Source organism: Aliifodinibius sp. S!AR15-10, from assembly GCF_031569985.1.
GTDB lineage: Bacteria > Bacteroidota > Rhodothermia > Balneolales > Balneolaceae > JAMQKA01.
The window spans coordinates 59,880-82,376 of record NZ_JAMQKA010000016.1 but is presented as its reverse complement, the minus strand read 5'-3'; the positions used below and the strand labels follow the sequence as shown (position 1 = coordinate 82,376).

14 protein-coding genes are annotated in these 22,497 nt (G+C 47.7%); all 14 read right to left on the bottom strand.

The genetic code is table 11. The features are described 5' to 3' along the window. Positions 1–10: 10 nt before the first annotated feature. The gene (locus NC796_RS12395; protein WP_310684787.1) at positions 11–1,957 is read right to left on the bottom strand and encodes a hypothetical protein; all 1,947 of its coding nucleotides are present in this window, start codon (positions 1,955–1,957) and stop codon (positions 11–13) included. A 155-nt stretch (positions 1,958–2,112) separates the two neighbouring features. Then, positions 2,113–3,036, bottom strand: coding sequence for a sugar phosphate isomerase/epimerase family protein (locus NC796_RS12390; RefSeq protein ID WP_310684786.1), 924 nt, complete (start codon positions 3,034–3,036; stop codon positions 2,113–2,115). Between the two features lie 119 nt (positions 3,037–3,155). Continuing rightward, positions 3,156–3,836, bottom strand: coding sequence for a DUF3826 domain-containing protein (locus NC796_RS12385; RefSeq protein ID WP_310684784.1), 681 nt, complete (start codon positions 3,834–3,836; stop codon positions 3,156–3,158). Positions 3,837–3,936: 100 nt separating this feature from the next. After that, on the bottom strand, positions 3,937–5,682 hold the full coding sequence (locus NC796_RS12380) for a hypothetical protein (protein ID WP_310684783.1): 1,746 nt from the start codon (positions 5,680–5,682) through the stop codon (positions 3,937–3,939). Between the two features lie 67 nt (positions 5,683–5,749). Continuing rightward, positions 5,750–6,103 (bottom strand): DUF4890 domain-containing protein, encoded by a 354-nt coding sequence (locus tag NC796_RS12375; protein WP_310684781.1) that lies wholly within the window; start codon positions 6,101–6,103, stop codon positions 5,750–5,752. 116 nt (positions 6,104–6,219) lie between these two features. Continuing rightward, the gene (locus NC796_RS12370; RefSeq protein WP_310684779.1) at positions 6,220–7,767 is read right to left on the bottom strand and encodes a DUF5123 domain-containing protein; all 1,548 of its coding nucleotides are present in this window, start codon (positions 7,765–7,767) and stop codon (positions 6,220–6,222) included. Between the two features lie 70 nt (positions 7,768–7,837). Continuing rightward, positions 7,838–9,556: a RagB/SusD family nutrient uptake outer membrane protein gene (locus tag NC796_RS12365; protein WP_310684777.1), complete on the bottom strand. Its 1,719-nt coding sequence runs from the start codon at positions 9,554–9,556 to the stop codon at positions 7,838–7,840. Between the two features lie 23 nt (positions 9,557–9,579). Next, positions 9,580–13,170: a SusC/RagA family TonB-linked outer membrane protein gene (locus NC796_RS12360; RefSeq protein ID WP_310684776.1), complete on the bottom strand. Its 3,591-nt coding sequence runs from the start codon at positions 13,168–13,170 to the stop codon at positions 9,580–9,582. A gap of 18 nt (positions 13,171–13,188) precedes the next feature. Then, complete coding sequence (locus NC796_RS12355) at positions 13,189–14,223, bottom strand: FecR domain-containing protein (protein ID WP_310684774.1); 1,035 nt, start codon at positions 14,221–14,223, stop codon at positions 13,189–13,191. Between the two features lie 282 nt (positions 14,224–14,505). Then, positions 14,506–15,057 carry an RNA polymerase sigma-70 factor gene (locus NC796_RS12350; RefSeq protein ID WP_310684773.1) on the bottom strand — a complete coding sequence of 184 codons (552 nt, stop codon included), beginning with the start codon at positions 15,055–15,057 and terminating at the stop codon, positions 14,506–14,508. A gap of 243 nt (positions 15,058–15,300) precedes the next feature. Then, positions 15,301–16,206: a dihydrodipicolinate synthase family protein gene (locus NC796_RS12345; RefSeq protein ID WP_310684772.1), complete on the bottom strand. Its 906-nt coding sequence runs from the start codon at positions 16,204–16,206 to the stop codon at positions 15,301–15,303. Beyond that, on the bottom strand, positions 16,203–17,675 hold the full coding sequence (locus NC796_RS12340) for a sodium:solute symporter (protein WP_310684771.1): 1,473 nt from the start codon (positions 17,673–17,675) through the stop codon (positions 16,203–16,205). Before NC796_RS12340 ends, NC796_RS12345 begins: the two co-directional genes overlap by 4 nt. 216 nt (positions 17,676–17,891) lie before the next feature. Beyond that, positions 17,892–19,409: a DUF5060 domain-containing protein gene (locus NC796_RS12335; RefSeq protein ID WP_310684769.1), complete on the bottom strand. Its 1,518-nt coding sequence runs from the start codon at positions 19,407–19,409 to the stop codon at positions 17,892–17,894. Positions 19,410–19,846: 437 nt separating this feature from the next. Then, positions 19,847–22,282, bottom strand: a complete 2,436-nt coding sequence (locus NC796_RS12330) for a glycosyl hydrolase family 95 catalytic domain-containing protein (RefSeq protein WP_409070374.1) — start codon at positions 22,280–22,282, stop codon at positions 19,847–19,849. Positions 22,283–22,497 lie beyond the last annotated feature (215 nt).

Genomic DNA, 22,497 nt, shown 5'->3' with positions numbered 1-22,497 from the left:
TATGTGGATGTTAAAATCCTTCGAAAGTCTCTGTTTTAAATGATGGTATATGAAATGTTGCTTCCCGGACCGGCACACCTGCTTGTTCAAGATCTTTTCCCTTGTCCTCCATCGTATCAATTGTAGGGAAATACCGCCGCTCTCCGGTACGAAACACCACCCGGCTTAAATTATCAACAGCAGCATAAAAACGGCGAAATGTAATTTGCTCTCCATTCAGGTACACCGCGTACTCCCAGTTAGTGGCATCGTACTCAATCCTGAACCGGTACTCCTTGCCAGCTTCATACTTAAGAATATTGCCGTTTTTCGGACCCAGTTTCAACTTCAGGTTGCCATCCTCGGCGAACATGATCCGTATTGCACCGGTGCCCTTGGCATCCTGCAGTTCAATGTCCAACTGCCCGTGATCAGCCTGACCTGGAACAACCGTAAATTCTGTGGCAGCTTTTACTGATTGAGGAAAAAGGCGATCTACCCTGCTGTAATCATAACGGTCGCGATCGGACAGGGTCAGACCCTTTCCTCCCGTTGGGGCTTCCTCAATCTTCACCGGCGCCCAAAGTGGACTATAGATATTCCATTTCTGCAAATCCTTGATGTCTGAAACTGCCTCAAAACCCTGGCTTACATGCATTGAAGCTCCATCTGTAATAGGGACGGGTACCGATCCCACCCAGATATCCTCCTTGTTCATGCTGTAGCTCAGCCACATATTATCGCCGGGAGGGTTTCCATTGCCGGGCAAAATTCCCCTGACATACTGCGGACCGTATGATTTGTAATCACCGATATATCTTCTTGGAGGAATCTCTCCATTCACCAATAGCACTTTTCGAAATTCCAGCCCGTCATTACTGACCGACAGCGCCAGCGGCCATCGGTATTCTTCAGCAGGATTATAGACAAGCGTGTACCGGCCATCCGAAGTGCGCTGGGCCCACTGTTTGGCATTGGCGGTGCGGAATCCGGGTGCCCGGCCGGGGTGATACTCCCAGCTTCTGCCTTCATCCTCACTAATAGAGGTAACGGCATGCTTCCAGAATCCTACGACCCGGTCGTCTGGCAGGTGATAGTAACTCAAGGCTTTAAACTGTTCTTGAAGAGGAATCAACGGGTCATCTCGGTCGGCCTCTTCCACCCACTGCTGGGTCATCAAAGGAGTATTGCGCAACTCATTGCAGGCTTCCACAAATTTCTGATTGTCACTTTCAGTGTAATAGGGATAGTAGGTGTTGTCGTTGTCCCAGCCGTTGTTGTAATTGATGAAATAGATTGAGCCATAACTGCCATCTTTTTTAATTTCACGCACAACCCGCCCGATTCCTTTTCCATCATTGGGATCGCCCTCATCGGTAATAACCAACCCGTGATATGCTAAAGTCAGCATCGTTCCGTTGTCTGCCTTGTAAAAACCCATTCGCTGGTGCATCACCGATCGAACATCCTTGGCAACGCCCCCGTTTTTCCTGGTACCATCCGGCACTTTGTAGGGAGGGAAGATCACTTCCGGCGTCGACCAGTTGTAACCGTCTTTTGAAGTCGCCATTAGCGTCTGCCCCGGCGGCTCGTGCTCGCTGACGGGATCGCTCAAGTATTGCACATAATATTTCCCGTTCCAATATGCCATGTTTGGGGCGTGGTTGTAGGTCCACCCAGTGCCCTCAGCCATCTCTGGGTTTTCACGGTTCGCGCGAAGCACCTGGATATTATGCACTCCCAGCACAGGGGGAAGCTGGCCATGGTGATAATCAAGATTTGCGGTGGCATCACCTACGAAATGTGCCGTATCCTGCTGCTGAGCAATCGCACAATTCAAACCAAAAAAATAAATAGCAATAAAGACTATCGCATTTTTTCCCAATTGAACCATCTTTTGCCCCTTAATCGCTATAAAACTTTTATCCCTTACATTTGCCAGCCGACAATACCAGCCGGAGTATTCAATAAAACACATTTAATTTATATATAAAAGTTATTTTTATATGAGAATATATTTAAGAAGACTATAAAAAATCCACCCGATCAAGAAGCCAGCGACCGGGTGGGATACTCCACCGGGTTTTGCCATTCAGTAGAGTGCTCTCTTATAAAATTGAAAAGTGTATTAATTTATCCCGGTTGGAAGATCGACTTCATGTACTCGGCATTTACTCCAAAATTTCCAACGATATCGTGGGGATTGTCGGCGTTGCGCGAGCGTTCCAGTACCAACCACCCGCTCCAGCCCATATCGTCAAGTGTCTGTTTTACTTTGGGCATATCGATGCGTGAGTTATTTTCGAGCAGCACACCATCTTCATCAGTGCAGTGGATCTGGCAGATCCGGTCTTTGCCAAGCGTTCGCAGCTCTTTGTGCAGATCCCGACCGTTTTGGAGGGCGTTGGCAAAGTTGAAATAGCTCTGAATTGTTGGTGAGCCGATGTCTTCCAACAGCTCCACTTCTCCTGCGGCATCGAGTGCCGTCTCAAGGCCGATAACCACACCGGCTTCCTCTGCTCGCGGTGCAATCTTTTTTAGTCTTTTCACTATTGTAGGTCGCAACTCAGGGTGTTTGACCAAATCGCCCTGAACGCCGAGGGGCAGAAACGCCACTTCCACATTCATGGCAGTCATCGTATCGATACAATCCTGCAGCATCCGTTGATATGTAGGACGCTCGGCAAAAGACTGCGCGTAAAAGCCTGACATCGCAATAGATGAGATCTCAAGATCATGCTTTGATGCGCTTTCCAGAAATTTCTTTCGCGTGGCCGGGTCATCTAATTCACTGGCAAATGTCTTGCGATCGCCAAGTCCACCCATATCCACCTCCACGCCGTCAACGCCAATTTTATCCGCCAGCGGAAAGGCATCCAGATCCTGGCGCTGTAAAATCATCCAGTCACAAACACTAATTTTATAGCGATAATCGGTGTTTTTTGAAGCTTGTGATAAACCCGGGAGGCCTAAAAATGCACCAGCTGCGGCTGCCATTGTCTTTTCCAAGAAATCACGACGGTCAATGATGTTCGAAGGAGTATTACTCTTTTTCATGGCAATTATCAATTTTCAGGTGAAGCAGAACGCGGATGAAGCTGATTTAGAGGAGAAATCACAGGTATCGTATATTTATCTGCGCAGATCTGCAAAATCCGTGTTATCCGCGTTCCAATCTATTCGGATTTCTGTTGGCGTTCCTGCAGTCTTTTTTCCGCTTCTTCCAAGTCATAGCCCAGTGAAGAGACATAATTATTAATCTTACCTTTGTAATCGTTAAAAATGTGATGCTTTTGTCGGGATGAGCCGGCATCCATTGCATATTCACGAGCTTCGATAAGCCACGCCTTAATTTGGGTTTGCTGTTCCTCCGTTAGTCCAGGCAACAGTTTTAGATAGCCCTTAAATGTGATAGGTACAACGCCGTAGGTCATTCCATTCTTGACCTCGTTCACCTGCTCAGCGGATATTTCGGCAGTCAGCTTTGCAATAAACTGTCGGTGCAGGGCATCCTCCCGCAGTTGGGCTTTAATTTTTATTTCGCGGGTCATCTGCTCGATAGTGTCATCCTCGTCGAACTGCTCTTCGATCATCTCAATCTTGGCGTCCCGCGTATCCTGGATGGCGCTCAGATCGCGATATTGCTGGGCTACAATCTCAGTCACGCGATCAATTTTCTCACTGCTCAAATCCATCTCCTTCACAAAATCGTACGCCCGGTTGTGGGTTACTTCAATATACTCTTGCGGAAATTCTTTCTCCGGGACGATTGTCTCCAGCTCCTGGCACACAGCTGGTGTAATTCCCAAAATTAGCAGTACAGTGGAAAGGATGTAAATTCTGTGATGCTGTTTCATTACCAAAAATTTAAAAAGTTATGGGGTTATTACTCTTCCATTTGGGAAGGGAGGGCAACCGGATGCCAAGGGTTCAAAGGCTCCGGTTGCCCGGGGATAATTATCTTTTCAACAGACCACCTTTCGTTTCCTCACCGGCCAGTGTATCATAATTATTGGAAGGCTTGGTCCAGTCAATTTCGGTCTCCGGGTTTATGCCATTAATGTACATCTCAATATTCGTGTATCCATCCTCATTCATATCGCCGTTGGCATCGGAAGGGTCTTTGGGATTCAGGCCATGCTTGTTTTCCCAGGCGTTGGGCATGCCGTCCATGTCCTCATCTTTGTACCGCATACCTTCATATTCCGGGTAACCGCCCACCTGTTTTATATTGGTGATAATTCCTTTTTTGTAGGATTCTGGTCCAAGGCGACGGTGCTCAAACTGGTAGAACTGGTCCGGATCGAGCCCCTCGACATACTCTATCTTGCCAGTACGTACTTGACGGACTATTCGGTGGTCTACCGGGTCTCTCTTGGGAAGCGTGGCCCCAGCATTTTTCAATACATACTCATACGCCTTGCGGGCGGGCATAATATCGATGGGTGATTGCATGGGAAACGGGCTTTTCATTTTCATATTCGGGAAATAAGCCGTCGACTCCCAGTACGTCAGCAACTCCCCGTCTTTGCCCTCAATTTGTACGCCACCGTCCCAGTTATCGGCAGTAACCCCTGGATATCCTTCCATCACATTTCCACTGACATAAGCGCGGCCAAATACCATAAAATCGAGATCGCTTCGGCCTGCTTCGGGCTTGAGAATTCGGTGTCCCACGGGTTCATCCGGCGGCGTAATGGGACCTGGTTTATAGTAGTTATTAATGATATTGAAGGTGGCACGATAATCGCCACCATCAGTGGATCGGTGCCTCCAGTTGAACACCACATTGTTCACAAAATTAAATAATCCATTCCATCCCACAGAGGGATTTCGCCCTGTGTTGGAGGCCCATAAATTACGCACAAAGGTACAATTCTCTCCACCCAGGGTACTTCCAAAGGCATGGTTATACGTGTCCAGTCCTTCCGAAAAAATACTATTCTGGATGGTGATATTGACTGTCGGCAGCTTCACTTCGTCATAATCGGCACCGGCCATGTAGTTATGACGGTACATCGACATGTTTTCATCCAGCCCCCAGCTCGCAGAGACGTGGTCGATCATAATATTTCCGATAGGATTACCACCAATAGAGTCATCTCGCCGCCCCACATTCGTTTCTCCGCGCCGGAACCGCATATGGCGAATTACCACATCGTGGGTGTTTATCCATACTGTTTCGCCGGCTACCACCACGCCATCACCAGGTGCTGTTTGGCCCGCAATAGTAATGTAAGGGGCTTTAATGATTAAAGGCTTCTCCAATCGTATGATGCCCGACACGTTGAACACAACGATGCGGGGTCCCACCGACTCCAGGGCCTCACGGAATGTGCCAGGACCGCTGTCCTCAAGGCTTGTAACAACGTAGACATCACCGCCACGGCCTCCAAAGGAGTGGGCTCCTCCTCCTTCCGCCCCGGGAAATGCCGGGATTTTTGCCTGGGGTAGATCGTTGGGGTCAGAAGCCCAGGGGATAAAAGGTTTACCATTCGCCTCAAGGCTGTCACGTAATTCGTGGGCCGCTTCCCACTTGGCATTGACGCTTTCCCATGCTGCTTGCTTTGCCTGCTCCGCTTCTTTCCTCACATCGCTGGGCACATCGGGATACTGAGCCAATGAAGTGACAGGCATACTGAACAACGCAAACAATACAAAGAGAGAAGCAAGAAAACCGTAATTAGTAAATTTCTTATCCATTCCGAAAATGCTATTAATCAATTCCATTTTCTAGTGTGATCTGTATGAGTAATTGCTGCTGAACTTCTTATTTTCTCGTTCTGTGATTCAGCGAGTGGTATTTTTCATATTGCTGGTCGTTCAATATATCTTGCAGCTTATCTTCTCTCGTGGTGCTTATACCTTTTAGTTTTTCGAGTCTTTCGAAAAAATCGAGTTCTTCATTATCCAGCAAACCCGTCTCCTTTTGTGCCAGTTTAAGATTGAGATCCAGCACTTGTTGCGTTTGCTGTTCAGACAAATCAAGCCGCTTGCTCATCACTTCTGTCATTCGTTCCGCTTGTCGCTCGGGGATGGGAACATCGGCAATCTGTGCGGCAGAAGTGTGCACAAACACGAACAGAGTTATCAATACAAATAGAAATCCGGCAAACTTTTTCATGATTAGGGTTTTAAACTTTATTGAAAATATCTCTGGTATTTAGGAATCCAGCCCCCGGAAGTAATTCCGGGAGACTGGAATCGGATGTAATCGTTTCTTAAACGCAGGATTTTGCCTTATTCCGAAGGTAACCAGCGCGGATCGCCAAATGTGGAATCTATCAGCGTTTGGTTACCCACCGTAAAGTCACCGTTGGCGGGATCGGCATACATCGGATCCTGGTTCATCTCATTTATGGAATACTCTCGTCCTTGATTTTTCCAGCCCCACCAGTACTCAAAGAACCTATCAGAGTTAGAACCGTAGACATTGTTGTGATTAGCAAATGCCTCAACCCACATGATGTTTTTCACATCAGACTTTTTATTTGTCAGGATACTGTGCCACATCCGTAATTTGAATGTATTACCTGAGCGAATATGTGTGAACTCATTTTCGGAGACATTGTTGATTGTACACTGATCTATGATCGGGTAGTTGTTCTCATAATCCTGATATACCACTTCAGTGCTGGCGTAGATGAACTTACCGGTAAGATTCCAGAATGTTGAATTGGTGATCTCGAAGTGGACAGGCTCTCCACCAGTGAGCTCAAACAAACCTTTATCGGCATTTTCTGAGTTTCCGAAATCGTGTATCAGGCTGTTACCCATCGTAAACGCGTAGTTACCCGTGCCGGCTTTGTACAACCCTGCGGTAAAACCAGAGACCTCGCTATCCTTCACAATAACATGGCTTCCTGCGTCAAGGCTAAAGGTGTAACTACCGGCTCCCCGCATCTCCAATCCAGAAACGGATAACTCGGATACTTCGCCCGTCAGCTCAAAGCCCACAAAGGTAATGATAGACGGGTTACCGGGATCCTCAACCCCTTCGATTATCAGTGGTTTATCAACGCGTACGGCACCGCCCTCAGTAAAGTCATGTTCACCTTTAACGTGAATAGTGTCACCGGCCACAGCATTGTCAACAGCTCGGTGCAGTGATTTATATAACTCCTCCTGGTCGTTGATCGTGATGATGGCACTTGTGTCGACAGTCGTAAAAGTTACGAGGCCAACCCTCAGGTCACCGGCATACATTACGGCGGTATACTCAGTGCCCTCCATCAGGTTCTCAAGGGTGATTGACCGGTTGTTGATCTCTTCCTGAGTGAGTTCCACAGTTGAACTGGAACCGGTCTCAGACGTAAGTTCAATCCGGGTCACCTCCCCTTCTTCCGGTTGTTCCCAATTTACGACTGCTGAGGAGCCGCCGATGTCCGAATCGCGTACCGGCTGCATTACGTTGGGCAGCTCGAGCTTTTGCGTAGCATACTGCGAGCTGGTAGCCCTGTTTGGGGTTACCGCCCGTATCCGAAAATAGTACTGCAGGCTCACGGCGGCCTCCTCAAAGGAAACCTCCTTAACATCCGGTTGCAGGGTATCGCGCTCGATGATGTTTTGGAAGTCGTCATCAGTAGCCAACTCCGCAATTAAATAATCGATCGGTTTTTCAGCCGAGAATTCCCAGCTGGTTTTGACCGTGCTCCCCGAAATAGACATTTCTACATTGCTTGGAGAGGCAATGGATGGATTCATATCGGGCGCTGTGGCATCCTGGCAGGAACTCCACAATAATACGATGGTTATCAAAACGAATATTCCAGATAACTTAAATTTCATAATTAACCCTGTTAGTAATTAAAAATTTGGATAACACCTTCAGTGAATCGGGTGTATTCAAAGAAGATTTCTATTGAAGCGGATCAAACGTTCCATTTTGCCATCCCATGGTCTGCTCAACCTCCGGACTTCGCTGTAACACACTCGTCGGAATGGCAAAGAAGTTATACTTAGGCTGGGGATAATTAATCGCCTGCTCCTGATCCACGCTAACCATTTCACCTTCAAAATAATTGTCATACATATAGTCCAGGCTCATGGTGTCCCGGGCAGAGATGAACTGGTCATGGTCGCTACCGGTGAAATTAATCCGAAGTCCGTGACGCCGTGTCCCGTTCAGTTTTTCTTTGAATAGGTTTCGACGCCGCAGATCCCAGTACCGCTTATTTTCAAAGGCAAACTCAATCTGACGTTCACGCATGATGGCATCAACCATCTGCTCCCGGTTCATATTGGCCTCCAGACCGTACAAACCGTCAAAGCCGGGATTGATGCCTGCCCGTTGACGGATGGCTGTGATCTGGTTGTAGGCTTCCTGGCGGCGCTCGGTAGCGTTGGCAGCTTCCGCGAGATTAAGCAGTACTTCTGCATAGCGCATCTCAATCCAGTCCGTACCCGTATTTCCGATTTGTGAGGTCGGGATATCCGGGTTGGAGGCCTTTCGGGTATAGAAGCCGGTGTCGGTCCCGCCAGAAGGTTCAACTGTTGACCCGTCTACATAATACTGGTACTGGCGGCGATCATCAGCATAATCAGAAAAGGTCCAGTTCATGGCGTTAAATGCAATTGTCTGGTAAAAGCGGGGATCCCGGTTTTTGTAAAACTTGGTCGAATCATAGGTAGCAGCGGGGTCGTCAATGGATAGCCCGTTTGCTGTAGGAAATGCTTTTACCAGCTCCCAGGTTGGGGTCACGGAACCACTGCCGTTAACGGCGGGTGGACGAAGGCTCGACTCCCAACCGTGAACAATTTGTTCTCCCGTTGTATTGCTGAAGAGTTCCCCAAAAATGTAGGACTGGTTACCTTCATCCAGGAAGATACGCCCGAAATTTGGGTACAGACCATACCCGTCCTGATCCAGCAACTGCTTGGCCTCTTTATTGGCGGTATAGGCACGCTGCCATCGTTGCTGGTCGCCGTCCGGATTAAACTGCGGACTTGCCCAATACAACAGGATCCGACCTTTCAGAGCTGCAGCGGCACCCCGGGTGACACGACCAAGCTCATTCTCGGGCCATGACGCCGGAAGGTAGGAGCGTGCGGTATCGAGATCGGCAACAATCTCATTTATTACCTGAGAGGTGGCCTCGCGGGGAAAGCTGAGTTCATCAGAAAAAGGATTAACCGGCTTCTTTATGTGGGGCACACCACCGTATCGCTTAAGTAAGCCCCAATATTCCCAGGCCCGCAGAAAATGGGCCTGACCAAGCACGCGTTCCCTTGCCTCCGGTTGCATATCACCGCGCTTTGCTTCTTTGATGGCGATATTAATATCACGTATGCCAGCATAGTAACTCTGGCTATAGGTTCCAACATCGTCTGCAGTCAATTCACCGTAAATGAACGCACTGTTCCCGTCAGATTCATCGGAGTTTCCAGCGTTGTTGCCAAAACCACCATCCGGTCGTATACCATACAAGGAGTTGATATAGAGATTGGCAGACTCCTCATTGCTCCATATGTCTTCGGGATTAATATTTCCGGGTTCGTTCTTATCCAAAATATCAGTACAGCCCACGATGCCTGTCACCAAACACAGTGCCACTGCATATATTATTTGTTTATTCATAATCAAAATAGATCCCTTTTATATTAAATTTCTAAATTCAAGCCGAAGTTGAATGTTCTCATCACCGGGTAGCTGTTAAATGAATTCACTTCCGGATCTTTGTACCCATATGGATTGATGAGCGTCAGCAAATTTCGGCCTGAGAAATAGACCCTCATTTGTGAAAGACCAAGGCGAGAGGTAATGTTTGTCGGCAACGAGTAGGAGGCTGAAGCCATGTTAAGTTCCAGCGTCAATCCATCTCTTCTCCAGAACGTGGACTGCTGTCCCATACCTCCGTAACGATAGGGACGTGGGTAAACGGCATCCCTGTTTTCAGGGGTCCAGTAATCGGTCCAGAATGCCGGAACGTTCAAACCGTCTTCGTTGGTCTCAGTGGCTGCTTTATCGTAGAAAACATACTGACCAATACCACTCAACTGAAAGCTCGCATTGACCCGCAACCCTTTCCAAGAAGCCCCAAGATTCATGTCCAGCCCGTTGAAATCGAGCATTCGGGGTTCCCGGTCAATATATCGCTCATCCCAACCATCAATCTTTCCATCCGGGCCAGAAAAGTCCGGGCCTCCAACGTCCTTGTAGTTGAGCATACCGGGCTCAGGCGTTTGACCGAAGATGGTGTAATCGGGATTGTCGGCAAGTATCTCATCCACCTGTTCCTGGGTCCGGATAATACCTGTCGATATGTAGCCCGGCTCTCGTTCGGTAGTACCGATGCGATCTCTCCAGGTACCTATTACCTCCGGATTCTGGTAGACTTCCAGAACTTTATTTCGTGAAAAGCCCGTGTTAACATCAACGTTATAGGCAAATTCGTTACCAACATTGCCGGTATACCCTACTGATACTTCGTATCCCCAGGAAGCGACCCGGCCGAAGTTTTCGTCTGGTAATTCACTAATCCCTACGGAAGTCGGGATAGCAGACTCGCGCGTAGTAAGAATATCATAGGTATAGCGATAAAACCCATCGACAGAAAGGCTGATGTTGTTAGAGAATGTTACATCAACTCCACCGTTATAGGAGTTTGATTTTTCCCATGTGGCACCCTCCAGGGTAATACCGCTGTTATCGGCACGTACGCTGGTGACAACGTCCGAACCACCGAGATAGACCGGATCAGCCAGGCCGTAGACCAGTTCGTACTGCCGACGGCTGATGGCATCATTACCCAACCGTGCGGCTGTTGCGCGAATCTTGAGATCTTCTATAAATGAAACATTGAAAAACGATTCATTGGAGATCCTCCACCCAAGCCCTACCGAAGGAAAGAGTCCCCAGCGTTCTTCAGGAGAAAAGTTGATAGAACCGTCATATCGGAACGTAGCATCCAACAGGTACCGCTCGTCATAATTGTAGTTTAAACGACTAATGAATGACAACCTGGATCCATTGCCGGAGAAACTATAGGTTCGGTCAAATTCCTGGCTATAGGCCGATTGCTCAACCACGCCGGGAAACAGTTGATTTTCACGCTGCATATTCCTGTTGAAGGAATAGTTTTCTGCCTGCTCAACGCCAGCCATTCCACTAATAGAATGCTTTCCGAATGAGTTTTGATACGAGAGCTCGGCATTCAATTGGTAATTCTGAGAGTAGGTATCGGACATCTCAATTTTCTCGTCGTTGTCTACCATGTAGCTACCGGCCACCTGGTTCGTCAGGATATGATTATTTCCGCCGGTCGTCTCAAAATTGTACAGGCGGTAATCCTGCGAGTATTGCATACCGGCTCCCTGGTTTTGGTTCCGACTATAAGTGACGCGTGCTTCAAGCCCATCGACGGAAGGAAATGTGTATTCCAGCGCGCTATTCAGCGTAAACCCATAACTATCAGTTGTCCGGTAATTATTACCGGTTTGCACAATAGCTATAGGGTTACCCAACGCCTGCTGATACTGCCCGACGGGATTTCCTCCGATGTAGGGTGGAATCCACCTGGGCGTTTGCAACAGGTTTGTAAACGTGCTCTCAAAAGGAGCTTGGTTGCGATCATTGTAGTCGTAAGGCCGCCGGTCGAGCCCGTCGTTGTAACTCAACGACAACGAAGCTGTAAGAGCGTCCGTAATGTCGGCATCGAGCCCAAGACGCAGGGTATATTTTTTATACTTCGTGCCCGGCAGATTTCCTTTTTCGTTATAGTAGGAACCACCAGCAAAATAACGAACCCGATCGGTACCTCCACTTACATTCAGGGCATGACGCAAGGTGGGGGATGTCTTCCACCAGGAATCCAGCCAGTTGTAATTATGCTGCTGGAAATAATCCAATTCATCCTGGGTAAAATAGCCGGGTTGCGTCTGGTAATTATCCGGGAATTGGGTCCTCAGCATGTCATTTCTCAGTTGTGCATGCTGGGTAGCACTCAACATATCAGAAACCTTGGTGGCATTGGCAAAGCCGGCAGAGCCAGAATAACTAAGACTGACATCGCCCTGAGCTCCTCTTTTGGTTTCAACTAATACGACACCACCGGCAGCACGCGCTCCGTAAATAGCTGCTGAGGGCCCCTTAAGAATTGAAAGGTCATCAATTTCACTTGGATCAAGTGCATCAAAGGATTGTTTATCCTGTATAAAACCGTCAATTACAAATATCACCGGTTCATTATTTAAAGACCCTTCCGCCCTGATACTCAGCGAAGTTGGTGCCCCAGGCTTTCCCGAGGTTTGGCTTATGCCCACCCCCGGCAAGCGACCCTCCAGAAGGGTTGACATATTTGCTGCGGGTATCTCTTCAACTTCCTGAACCTCCATGCTAGAAACCGAGCCAGTAAGATTTGCCCGTCGCTGCTCTCCGTAACCTACCACCACGAGCTCTTCACCCTTGATAGATTGAGCGCTTAGGATTATATCAACGCTGGTACGGCCATTCAACGGCACCTCTTTGGTCTGGTAACCGATAAATGAAAACACCAATGTGTCCTGCAGCGAAGAGACCGAAAGTTCAAAGGTCCCGTTGGGGTTGGTGGCTGTACCCTGACTAGTGCCTTTAATCAGAACGTTTACCCCGGGAAGCGGATCCTGCGTTTGAGCATCAACTACTTGACCGGTAACTGTCTCAATAACAGTTTCTTTTTCAACAGGCTCTGGAGTCGATTCCACTTTCTTTTCCCTGAGGAATATATTCCGCCCAGTAGTGTAAACTTCAAGCTTCGTTCCGGCTATAACTTCGCGGAGTGCCTGCCCCAAAGGCACCTGATTTAGTTGCAGGGTAACCTTTTTATCAGGCAAGAGGTCTGTATTGAAATAGATCCCTGCCCGGGCTTTTTCCCCTATTTTTTTTAGAGCCTCATCCAGGTTTACCTCGTCAAAGTCAACCGTTATCGAGGGATTGGAACTGGACAGAACCTCTGCATTTTGATTATACGATAAGGTTCGCTTTGTATCCTTGCTTGTTGACTGAGCCCAGCCTGTAGCATTTATAAGCAAGCAGATGCATATGATATAGACTGACCTCGTAACAATATTTGTCATTGTTTCATCCATCCTCACACCGTGTTTATTAATATTTGCTGTTCTTATTTTCTCTCTCTTAATCGTACTGGTAATGAATAGCCGGGAAATGTTCGGCTTCCCCATTCCGTCGTTTCCATCTTCAACTATTGCTGGCATTTTGAACCTCAAGGCTTATTATTTTTTACTCCAAATTATTTTTCCTTCGCTCTCCCGGTAGGCTAGATTCAGTGCCGTAGCAATGCTTTGCAGCACCTCCTCTTTCTGAAGGCGTTCAGTGCGTACTGTTAGCCTCAATTCAGCCAAACCAGGTGAGCTCAATTCACAATCAATTCCATAAATCCTCTCGAGTTGTCGCACCACCCTATCGAACGGCATACCGTCAAATTCCAGGTAACCTTTTATCCAGCCCAGGTAGTTCTCAATGTTCGCCTCTTCCACCTCCACTTTATTCCCATTGCTGGCAAGCATTCCCAGGTGACCGGCAGTAATTCGGGCTGCATCATTTTTCTTTTCTGAATTTTGCCTGGCCAGAGAGACTGTTCCCTCTTTTACCGCCACTAATATTTGCCGGTCCTTTTCACCATCAAGTTCCTTCACATTAAAAGAGGTGCCCAAGACCCGCACCTCAGCGTCATCCACATGAATTACAAATGGGCGCTGGGGATTTCTCTTTACATCGAAGAAGGCCTCTCCCTCTAGATTCACCGCCCTTACACTGCCGGAAAGGCCTTCTGTAAATGAAATTTCGGAACCCTTGTTGAGCCTCACTTCGGAACCATCGGGTAAAGTGATAATACGCTGCTCAATCTGGGTGGTGGCATAGGTGGTAACCGGGGGATTCCAATGTTTTGAAGTCACATAAGCCGAAAGTGCAGTGATAACCAGAAGAACGGAAGCAGCAATTTTCCAGGCCGCACTCCTACGACTCTTTACAGTAGCCGGCACATTGAAACCCCTATCCTTCTCCTTTTCCAACTTTATTTCCAGCCGAGAAAGACCACTTTCATAATCGAACAGGTATGGAGTACTTCCCACCTCTTCAATATTCTCGGGCTCTTGCTCCCAATCCTTCTTTACTTCTTCGTAAAATGACTGATGGTCGGGATCCTCACTAAGCCACCTGTCAAAATCCTCTTTCTCTTCCCGTGTGGCTTCTCCAGAAAGCACCCGGGTTATCAATACCCAAACTCTGTCTTCGTACTGTGTCATTAAAAATGGATTTCCTTTAAGACTTAACATCCCATAGACAGTAAACCGGGTGGGGGACCTACTACTCTAAAATGTAAAACGATGTAAAAATTAGAAATTGGAAGCTATAAGTTGGAAGTTGAAAAATAATGAGAGATGAGATGGTGGGTTGAATTGTTAGGATTACCCAAGAAAGGGCGGACTGTGGGGATATTAGGTGAATGTAGTACAGTGTACTTAAACTAGTAAAAAGTGTAAAAGACCGTAGGATAAGCCTTCAGAAGGGAAAAATTTAGTTTCCAATCATTTGTTCGCCGTGGCGTAGGATCCGAGCTGCTTAACCGCCTCCACCATTTGGTTCTGCACGGTACGCACTGAAATAGAAAGGATTTCGGCGATCTCTTTGTAGGTAAACCCCTCAAGGCGGCTGAGCTTGAATATAACTTTACGGCGGGGTGGCAAGGTGTTGATCAACGCCTCCATACGATTTTCGAACTCTTTGAATATGAGTTCCTCATCCGGGTGGTATTTTTTGGATCTGACCTCGGTCTGAATGTCGTCCATAAAGGTCGTCTCAGCATCTTTCTTGTCCACATAGTTCAATGCCTGGTTACGTGTTGCCGTATAGAGATAGGATTTAAAGCTCTGAACCCGGTACATTTTTTTTCTTCGTTTCCAGATCTTCAAAAATACATCCGAAACCACTTCTTCACAGAGGTCAAAATTCCTCACATATTGGAAAGCGAAGTCACACAGCCTGTAGTAGTATCTCTCAAACAGGGCCTCCAAGGCTTCCTGGTCCTCTTTCGTTAAATGTAAAAGTAATTCGCTATCGGATTTTTCTGTATACGACATCACAACAAACTATTTTGGAACTGCAAGTGGTTCCATGCAGCATGATTTCTCACCTTACCGGGTATACAAAAATGTGAAGGGCCTCTAACAACTTTTTAATCCCTTTTCCCTATATGGAATTGACTTAAATCCCTTTACCGGTTAATTAACTTCTTCTTTTATATATAAAATTAATTTTTAAATAACAAACCATCTGATCCCCTTCTACAGGTTAAATGGTCTAATCAGATAGGATTTTTAGCATCAGTCGGTGTACTCTTCGATAAATGACTTAATGCGATTGGCTTTCTTTTTTGAAACTTTTTGGAGTGGATGGGCGACAGCACTACTGCAGATATTTCTATAACTGAGTGCCTGTTTTATTCCCGAAATAATGTTACCTGAACTCTGTTCCGTACCGTCGTATACTACAGAACAAAGTTCAACAATCCGGTTATGCAGCTTCCTGCCCCGATCTATATTTCCCTCCCCAATAGTTTCAAAAAGGTCTACATACAATTGGGGAAATATATTTGCCCCGCCCGGCACACCGCCGTCTGCTCCCAACAACAGGGTTTCCATGAGTAACTCTTCGGGACCTACTAAAAGGGAATACTGCTGCCTGTTGCCCAGCCTGTTTAGTTTGTGGAAGTAAAAGAGGTCGCCTGAGCTATCTTTTACACCAACTACTTCTGGACGGTGAGCAAGCTCATTTATCATCGGGAGTGGAATAGATTTTTTTGTAAGCGGAGGCATGTTATACAGGAACAGCGGTAACTGAATCTGCTCCAGCACCTCATCCATGTATTCCCGCAGTTCCTGATCAGTAATATTGAAATAAAATGGCGGGGCCAATACCAAGGCTGCTGCGCCTTCCTTCTCTGCGGTTTTTGCAATACGCAGGGCTTCAACCATCGAGGTATCTGTAATACCAACCAGCACAGGAACACGGTTTTTTGCCAAACTGCAGGTACGCTGAATCAGCTCTTCCCGCAATCTATAACTCAAACTCGGACCTTCGCCGGTGGTACCCATAATAAAGAGCCCGTGCACCCCACCTGTAACCAAATGGTCAACCAGCTTTTCCAACCCACCCACATCCAGGGTGTCCTGATCCAAGAGCGGTGTTACCATTGGCGGCACAATTCCTTTTGTTGGATAATCTTTCATACTACTTCCTCTTCTAACTGTAATTTCTTTCTAATTCTACTGACGATGATTCCTACCAGTAATATTGCCAATGTTCCAAACACAATGGCCAGGAAATTATGAAACGGGCTACTGAATGTTCCCCAGCCCGACGAAACGCTCATCCAAAGGATAATCAGGACGCCACAGCTAACACCGGTAACGGCCGCTGGATTTTCAGCTCGTGAGATCAGGCCAAGCAGAAATAGTCCCAACATTCCTCCGCTAAATATACTGGCATATTCCCACCAGGTATCCAGCGCACTTTCCGCCCCGATCATCGCCAGGGCCATGCCGGTGCCGATGACACCCCATAGCAACGTAGCCCCGTAAAGCACTCGCATCGATTCTTTGTCTCCGGCACCGGGACGAACATAGCGCTTATAGATATCCTGCAGGATAATCGTCGCAGAACTATTGAGACTGGAGTCGATGGTACTCATAGCGGCCGCAAATAAAGCGGCAATGATGAGGCCGGTCAACCCCACCGGCAGCTCATTGACAATAAAATAGGGAAAAACTGAATCACCTTCGATGGATGCAGGCAGTAGATCTGGCTGAATACTGTAAAACGCAAAGAGTGCCGTCCCGATAAAGAAGAACATTGCAGATATAGGAATGTACGAAAGAGCTCCCATCCAGACACTCAGCCGTGCATCTTTGTCGGAGCGGGCTGCGATATAGCGTTGAATATATCCCTGGTCAATCCCGAAGTTTTGCAGGTTGATTGTCACCCCATAAACCAAGACAACCCAAAATGTGGGCTCTGCCAGGCTGCTCCCGAAACTGCCAAGGCTGAACTTGGCATTCGCAGAGGCGATGTCCATAATCCTGCCAAAGCCACCCGGAATATCAACAAGCAGAATACCGATTGAGATGATCGCTCCCACCACAAGGACCACCGTTTGTATGGCATCCGTCCAAATTACAGCTTCAATCCCTCCCAAAATCGTATAGATGATCACCAGCACACCAGTCACAATAATGATGGTTTGGATACTGAATCCCGTAAAGGTGGTCATGGTGAGGGCAACCAGGTACAAAATCGTACCGATGCGGGCCATCTGGGTAAGCAGGTACATTACAACGGCATAGAGCCGCGCCCAGGGACCGAACCGGAACTCAAGGTGGTGATAGGCAGAAATCTCTCCTCCCTTACGGTAAAACGGAACAAAATAACGGGTGGCCAGCCAAGCCGCCAAAGGCAGGGAGAAGCTAAACACCATCGGGTTCCAGTTGGACATAAAGGCTTTGCCAGGATTAGCAAGAAAGCTGATGCTGCTGATATAGGTACCAATAATCGACAGTCCCACAATCCACCCCGAAAGTGAGCGGTTAGCCGCCATAAAGGCATCCGGCTTTTTGCTTTTCCGGACGAACCATGAACCGAACAGTACGATTCCTCCCAGGTAGACCAGTAATACGACAAGGTCAGTAAAAGGTAATTTCACGTATTTCCCCTGTTTCCTTAAGAAATTTAGTTAAAGACAGTTCCTTTTTGTCACTGTACTATTCATTCTATACAAAGAGTAGCAAGACGCTGATTTTACTTTAAAGAATGGTACAAGAATACCTGCAAACCCTGTTAGCGATGCCATTCACTTGCGCGGGAATTAATCCCCGCGCTATGGATAGGCACAGACTTTCTTTTTAAGCTAACCAGTTCGTTACTCAGCAACTCTTTGTATACGAATCGCAATATAAGGCTTCCCAGGTAACTCTACTTCCTTGCCGTCGATATCAACAAAACGGTAGCCATCCTTGCGTTCGACTTCATACACTTTTTCAGTCGGAGTGATGGTCATATTCCATGTATCGATGACATCTACCCTGAACTGGTCCCCTTCTTCCAGCCCATCTTCCGGCAGCTCAAATTTCCAATTATCAGGTGTACGCTTCCCCAAATAATAGAGGTAGTAGTCACCCTCTTTGCCCGCAAGGTTCCGCCAGTACCAGTGGTCGATCGGCTCAAGTCCCTGTTCAGGACCATCTTCTAAAATCTGCTTCAAGAAAGCGATTCGCTCCGGGCTTTCCATTGTTAACTTGCCACCATTGGCTATCCAGCCATCATTTACAGCTTCCCCATGGGTGGCATAGGCCCCTCCGGAATAAGCGGTCCAAAATCGGTAGGTCATCTCCTCACCCGAAAGCTGTCCCCATCGGCTGCTGATATTTCCTTCATAATGGATTTCATCCAACACAATCGGCTTGCGGTAGATATCTCTTAGCATAGCCGGGACTCCCGGGGCCCGCACCGCATTATAGTACTGGAGGCTAGCATGGGTGACCCACGGCTTGTTGTAATCATATAAGCGGTCAGCGTTGTGGATAGAGCGGAGATGATTGTACGGATCTTTCTCCTTGACCAGTTTGAACAGGCTTGACCACTCTTCATCGGTAATGCTTTCCATAAAACTATTCTCATTGGCCAGGCTCCACCATATATTCTTAAAAGCTGCAAAACGTGCCACCATATAGCGGGTAAAGCGTGCGTTCGTTTCAGGATCCATCTCGTCGAATCCCCAGCGGCCGTAGTCGTAGGGACGAAACAGGATCAGGTCAACCTGCATCCCGATATCCTGGAGTCGCATTATCTGCTCTTCCAGTTGTTGGAAAAAGGTGGGATTAAAGCGTGCAAAATTCCAGTGGGTCTCGGGACTTCCTTCAAACGGGAAGTGCTCCAACTCATCGGAGCCCCCATTTTCATATTCACCACCGGCAGGCGGCACGGCCAACATCCGTACTTTGTTGAAGGGAGAATTTTTCAGCGTTTCGATCGTCTGATCTTTCTTGTCCTGGAAGGCCCACTCATAAATGGTTGTCCCAAAAGGAAAATAGTTCGTGCCGTCGGCATATTCAAAATGATACCGGTCTCTGACACCCACTGGACCGTGATTTCCCTCAGATGGAGGAAGACAGGTCAATGTCCCTTTCTTACCGGCCAGCGTATCGCGATTACTTTTTGTATGGTAGGTCCATTGACCCTGCTCGTCGGGCATGAACCGAATTTTGTAGGCCCCATTGCCGTCATAAAAGCCTTCAGGCTCATAGGTTTTGCCAGTTTCCGCGTGTGTGAAAACCGCTGATAACGCCGTGCCCACAAACGGATTTCCCTCTGATGGACCGGCCAGCTCTACTTCGTACATCGCCCACTGCTCGACCTGCTCCTGAGACTGGGCAATCATTACGTTACCAAATAACAGTAAACAAAAAAGAATAATGTATTTTTTTATCAACACTGGTTTAATTCTGTTTTTTTGATGATGAACCAGAAAAGGAGAATTCCTTTTTAGGTTAGTGTAGAGTTCCAAAGTATGAACCAGATAAAATCCCGTTTATCGATTCAATTTTAATTCGGCAAATCCCTCAAACTAAGTACGCCGATAAATTTTTTATATTTAAATTCTATATTTATATAAGAAAACACTACAGGTTATACAAATACTATTTGACCTGTTCTTATCCTACCAGGTTGGAAAAGTCGTCTTGGGAATGATCAGCTATCGATAGGAAATTTATTACACAGAGCTACACAAAGAACTCACAAAGTTACACTAAGGAAACTCTGAGGTTCTTTGTGATTCTCTGTGTTTAACTTAAATCCCTTCTACCTCAATGTGTCTCAAAATTCAATCACATACGTTTCGCCCGCCTTGGTATCAAAATCATATTCATACACTTCACGCAGATCAAGTCCCTTCAGATCCGCATCTCTGGATATAATCGGCTCTTTAATGTTTGGCACGTAGTAAAAATCGTTGGGATTTTCTCCTTCTGCGGATGCCAACTCAACATTTGAACTGGTGGAGACCGGCTCCCAGTACGAACGAATTCTCACATTTCCTCCCAGCCTGGAATGGATCGTGGCCTTGCTCAGTTTTTCACCATCCCATTCCAGGTCTATAACAAATCCGCCTCGCGCTTTGAGTCCATTAACCGAACCCTCGGGCCAAGCATCCGGGAGTGCCGGCAGCAGGTGAATGGCCCCATCGTGACTTTGCATCAGCATCTCGGCAATACCGCGCGTGCAGCCAAAATTGCCATCGATCTGGAACGGGGGATGGGCATCCAGCAGGTTCGGATAGGTTCCACCCTTCTCCTCGCCATTTGGGAGAATCGCCGGGTTGATCTGGTCAGTGATCAGTTTGTAGGCGTGATTTCCATCCAGCAAGCGGGCCCAGAGATTTACTTTCCAGCCCATCGACCAGCCGGTGGACTCATCCCCGCGGTACACCAGCGAATTCCGGGAGGCTTCGAACAACCCGGGCGTCCGGTAGGGTGAAATTTGGCTTCCCGGATGCAGCCCGAAAAGATGGGAGACGTGGCGATGGTGATCATCGGGATCATCCCAGTCGTGCAGCCACTCCTGAAGCTGCGAATACTGCCCGACCTGCATGGGCGGGAGGGAGTCTTGCTTCATACGCAGCGTATCCGCAAAGGCTTTGTCTTTCCCTAAAATATTGGCCGCCCGAATGGTATTGGAAAACAGGTTAGAGATGAGCTGGTTGTCCATTGTCGTTCCGGTTGAGACTGATACCGACAGTTCCCCCTCCTCCATGTAGCTGTTCTCCGGGGAGTTTGAGGGTCCCACCACCAGCCAGGGGAAATCGGGATGCTTTACAAGTTCATCCACAAAAAATTGGGATGCACCTTTTAGCGCAGGATAGACCTCCTCAAGGAATTCCTCGTCTCCATTATACAAGTAGTGCTGCCACAGGTGTTTGCTCACCCAGGCACCGCCGCCCTGCCACAGGCCGTAAAAAGCGCGGTCCAGCACGCCCGTAATACGCCAGATATCGGTGTTGTGATGCACCATCCATCCACGGGCTCCGTAGATCTGTTGCGCCGATTCCCGCCCGGTGACCGACAGCTCTTTCACCATCTGGATGAACGGTTCAGAAAGCTCAGAAAGATTGGTTACCTCGGCGGGCCAGTAGTTCATCTCGGCGTTGATGTTCAGGGTGTACTTGCTCTCCCACGGCGGATCAAGGCGGTCGTTCCAGATCCCCTGCAGGTTTGCGGGCTGTCCACCCGGCTGCGAACTCGAAATCAGCAGGTAGCGCCCAAACTGGAAATAGAGCTCGGCCATCTGGGGGTCGTCAGCTTTTTTAAACTCTTCCACCCGGACGTCCGTTGTTTTCCCGGCCTGTTCTGTTGTACCCAGATCCAATGAAACGCGGTCAAAGTATTGTTTATAAGCATTGATATGGTCCCGTTTCATCTGGTTGTAGGATCGATCTTTGATGCCTTCAAGATGCTTGCGTGCCACCTTTTCAGCATCACCGCTGATATCCTTGTAGCTTTTAAAGTTGGTACCGATCGAAATAAAAATTGTGGCAGTGTCGGCCCCGTTGATAGTAAGTCTTTTCTCATCCGTTTCAATACTTCCTCCAGTGATCCGGGGTTTGGCTATGGCCTGGAACTCGACATTGCCTTCCATATTTTCCCAGTCGGTACTTTCCCCCCGCAGAAACAGTTTATCATCTTCAGTTGAAATTACATGCAGTTGTGGTGTTTCAAAGTTGAGCGCACAGTTTATGCTCCCGGGGTCACTTGCGGTAAGGCGCACGACGGCCACCTGATCGGTAAGTGATGAAAAGTACTCCCGGTTATATTCTACCCCATCCACCTGGTACCGAACCGAGCTGGTTGCATCAGAGATATCCAGATCGCGGTAGTAATTGGAATAATTGTCATGACCGGGACAATCCAGCCGCAGGCTTCCGACCAGCTGGTACGGCATGCCGTTGTTACCGGTTCCACTCGCTTTTGTATTTGCCAGTCTCTGTGCTTCGGCATATTTGCCTTCAAACAGTAACTCCCGAATCTGTATCATTACCTCTTTTTGGGATGGCGCTACGTTGTTATTCGGTCCCCCGGCATAGATTGTCTCCTCATTAAGCTGGATTTCCTCGTGTGCAGGATTCCCGTAGATCATTGCCCCAATGCGGCCATTGCCTATGGGCAGCGCTTCTTCCCAGCGCTCGGCGGGCTCATCGTACCACAGCTTTAGATCCGATTTTTGTGCCAGGACATCGGTTGTTATTGGGCTTGCTATGAAGGCTAGTAAAAATAAACGGAGTAGATATTTCAAAATGTTCTTCCCTTATAATTTTCTCATTCCCTGGGTTTAGTATTTGCAGAAGCTATATATTTTAAATTTAAATACTAAATTCAAATTTAAAATATTCTTCTGCTTAAATAACAAGCTATACTTCGATGGCATAACTTATTAAGTAGAAGGCTTTGAAATACCATGGTGTCATTGCGGAA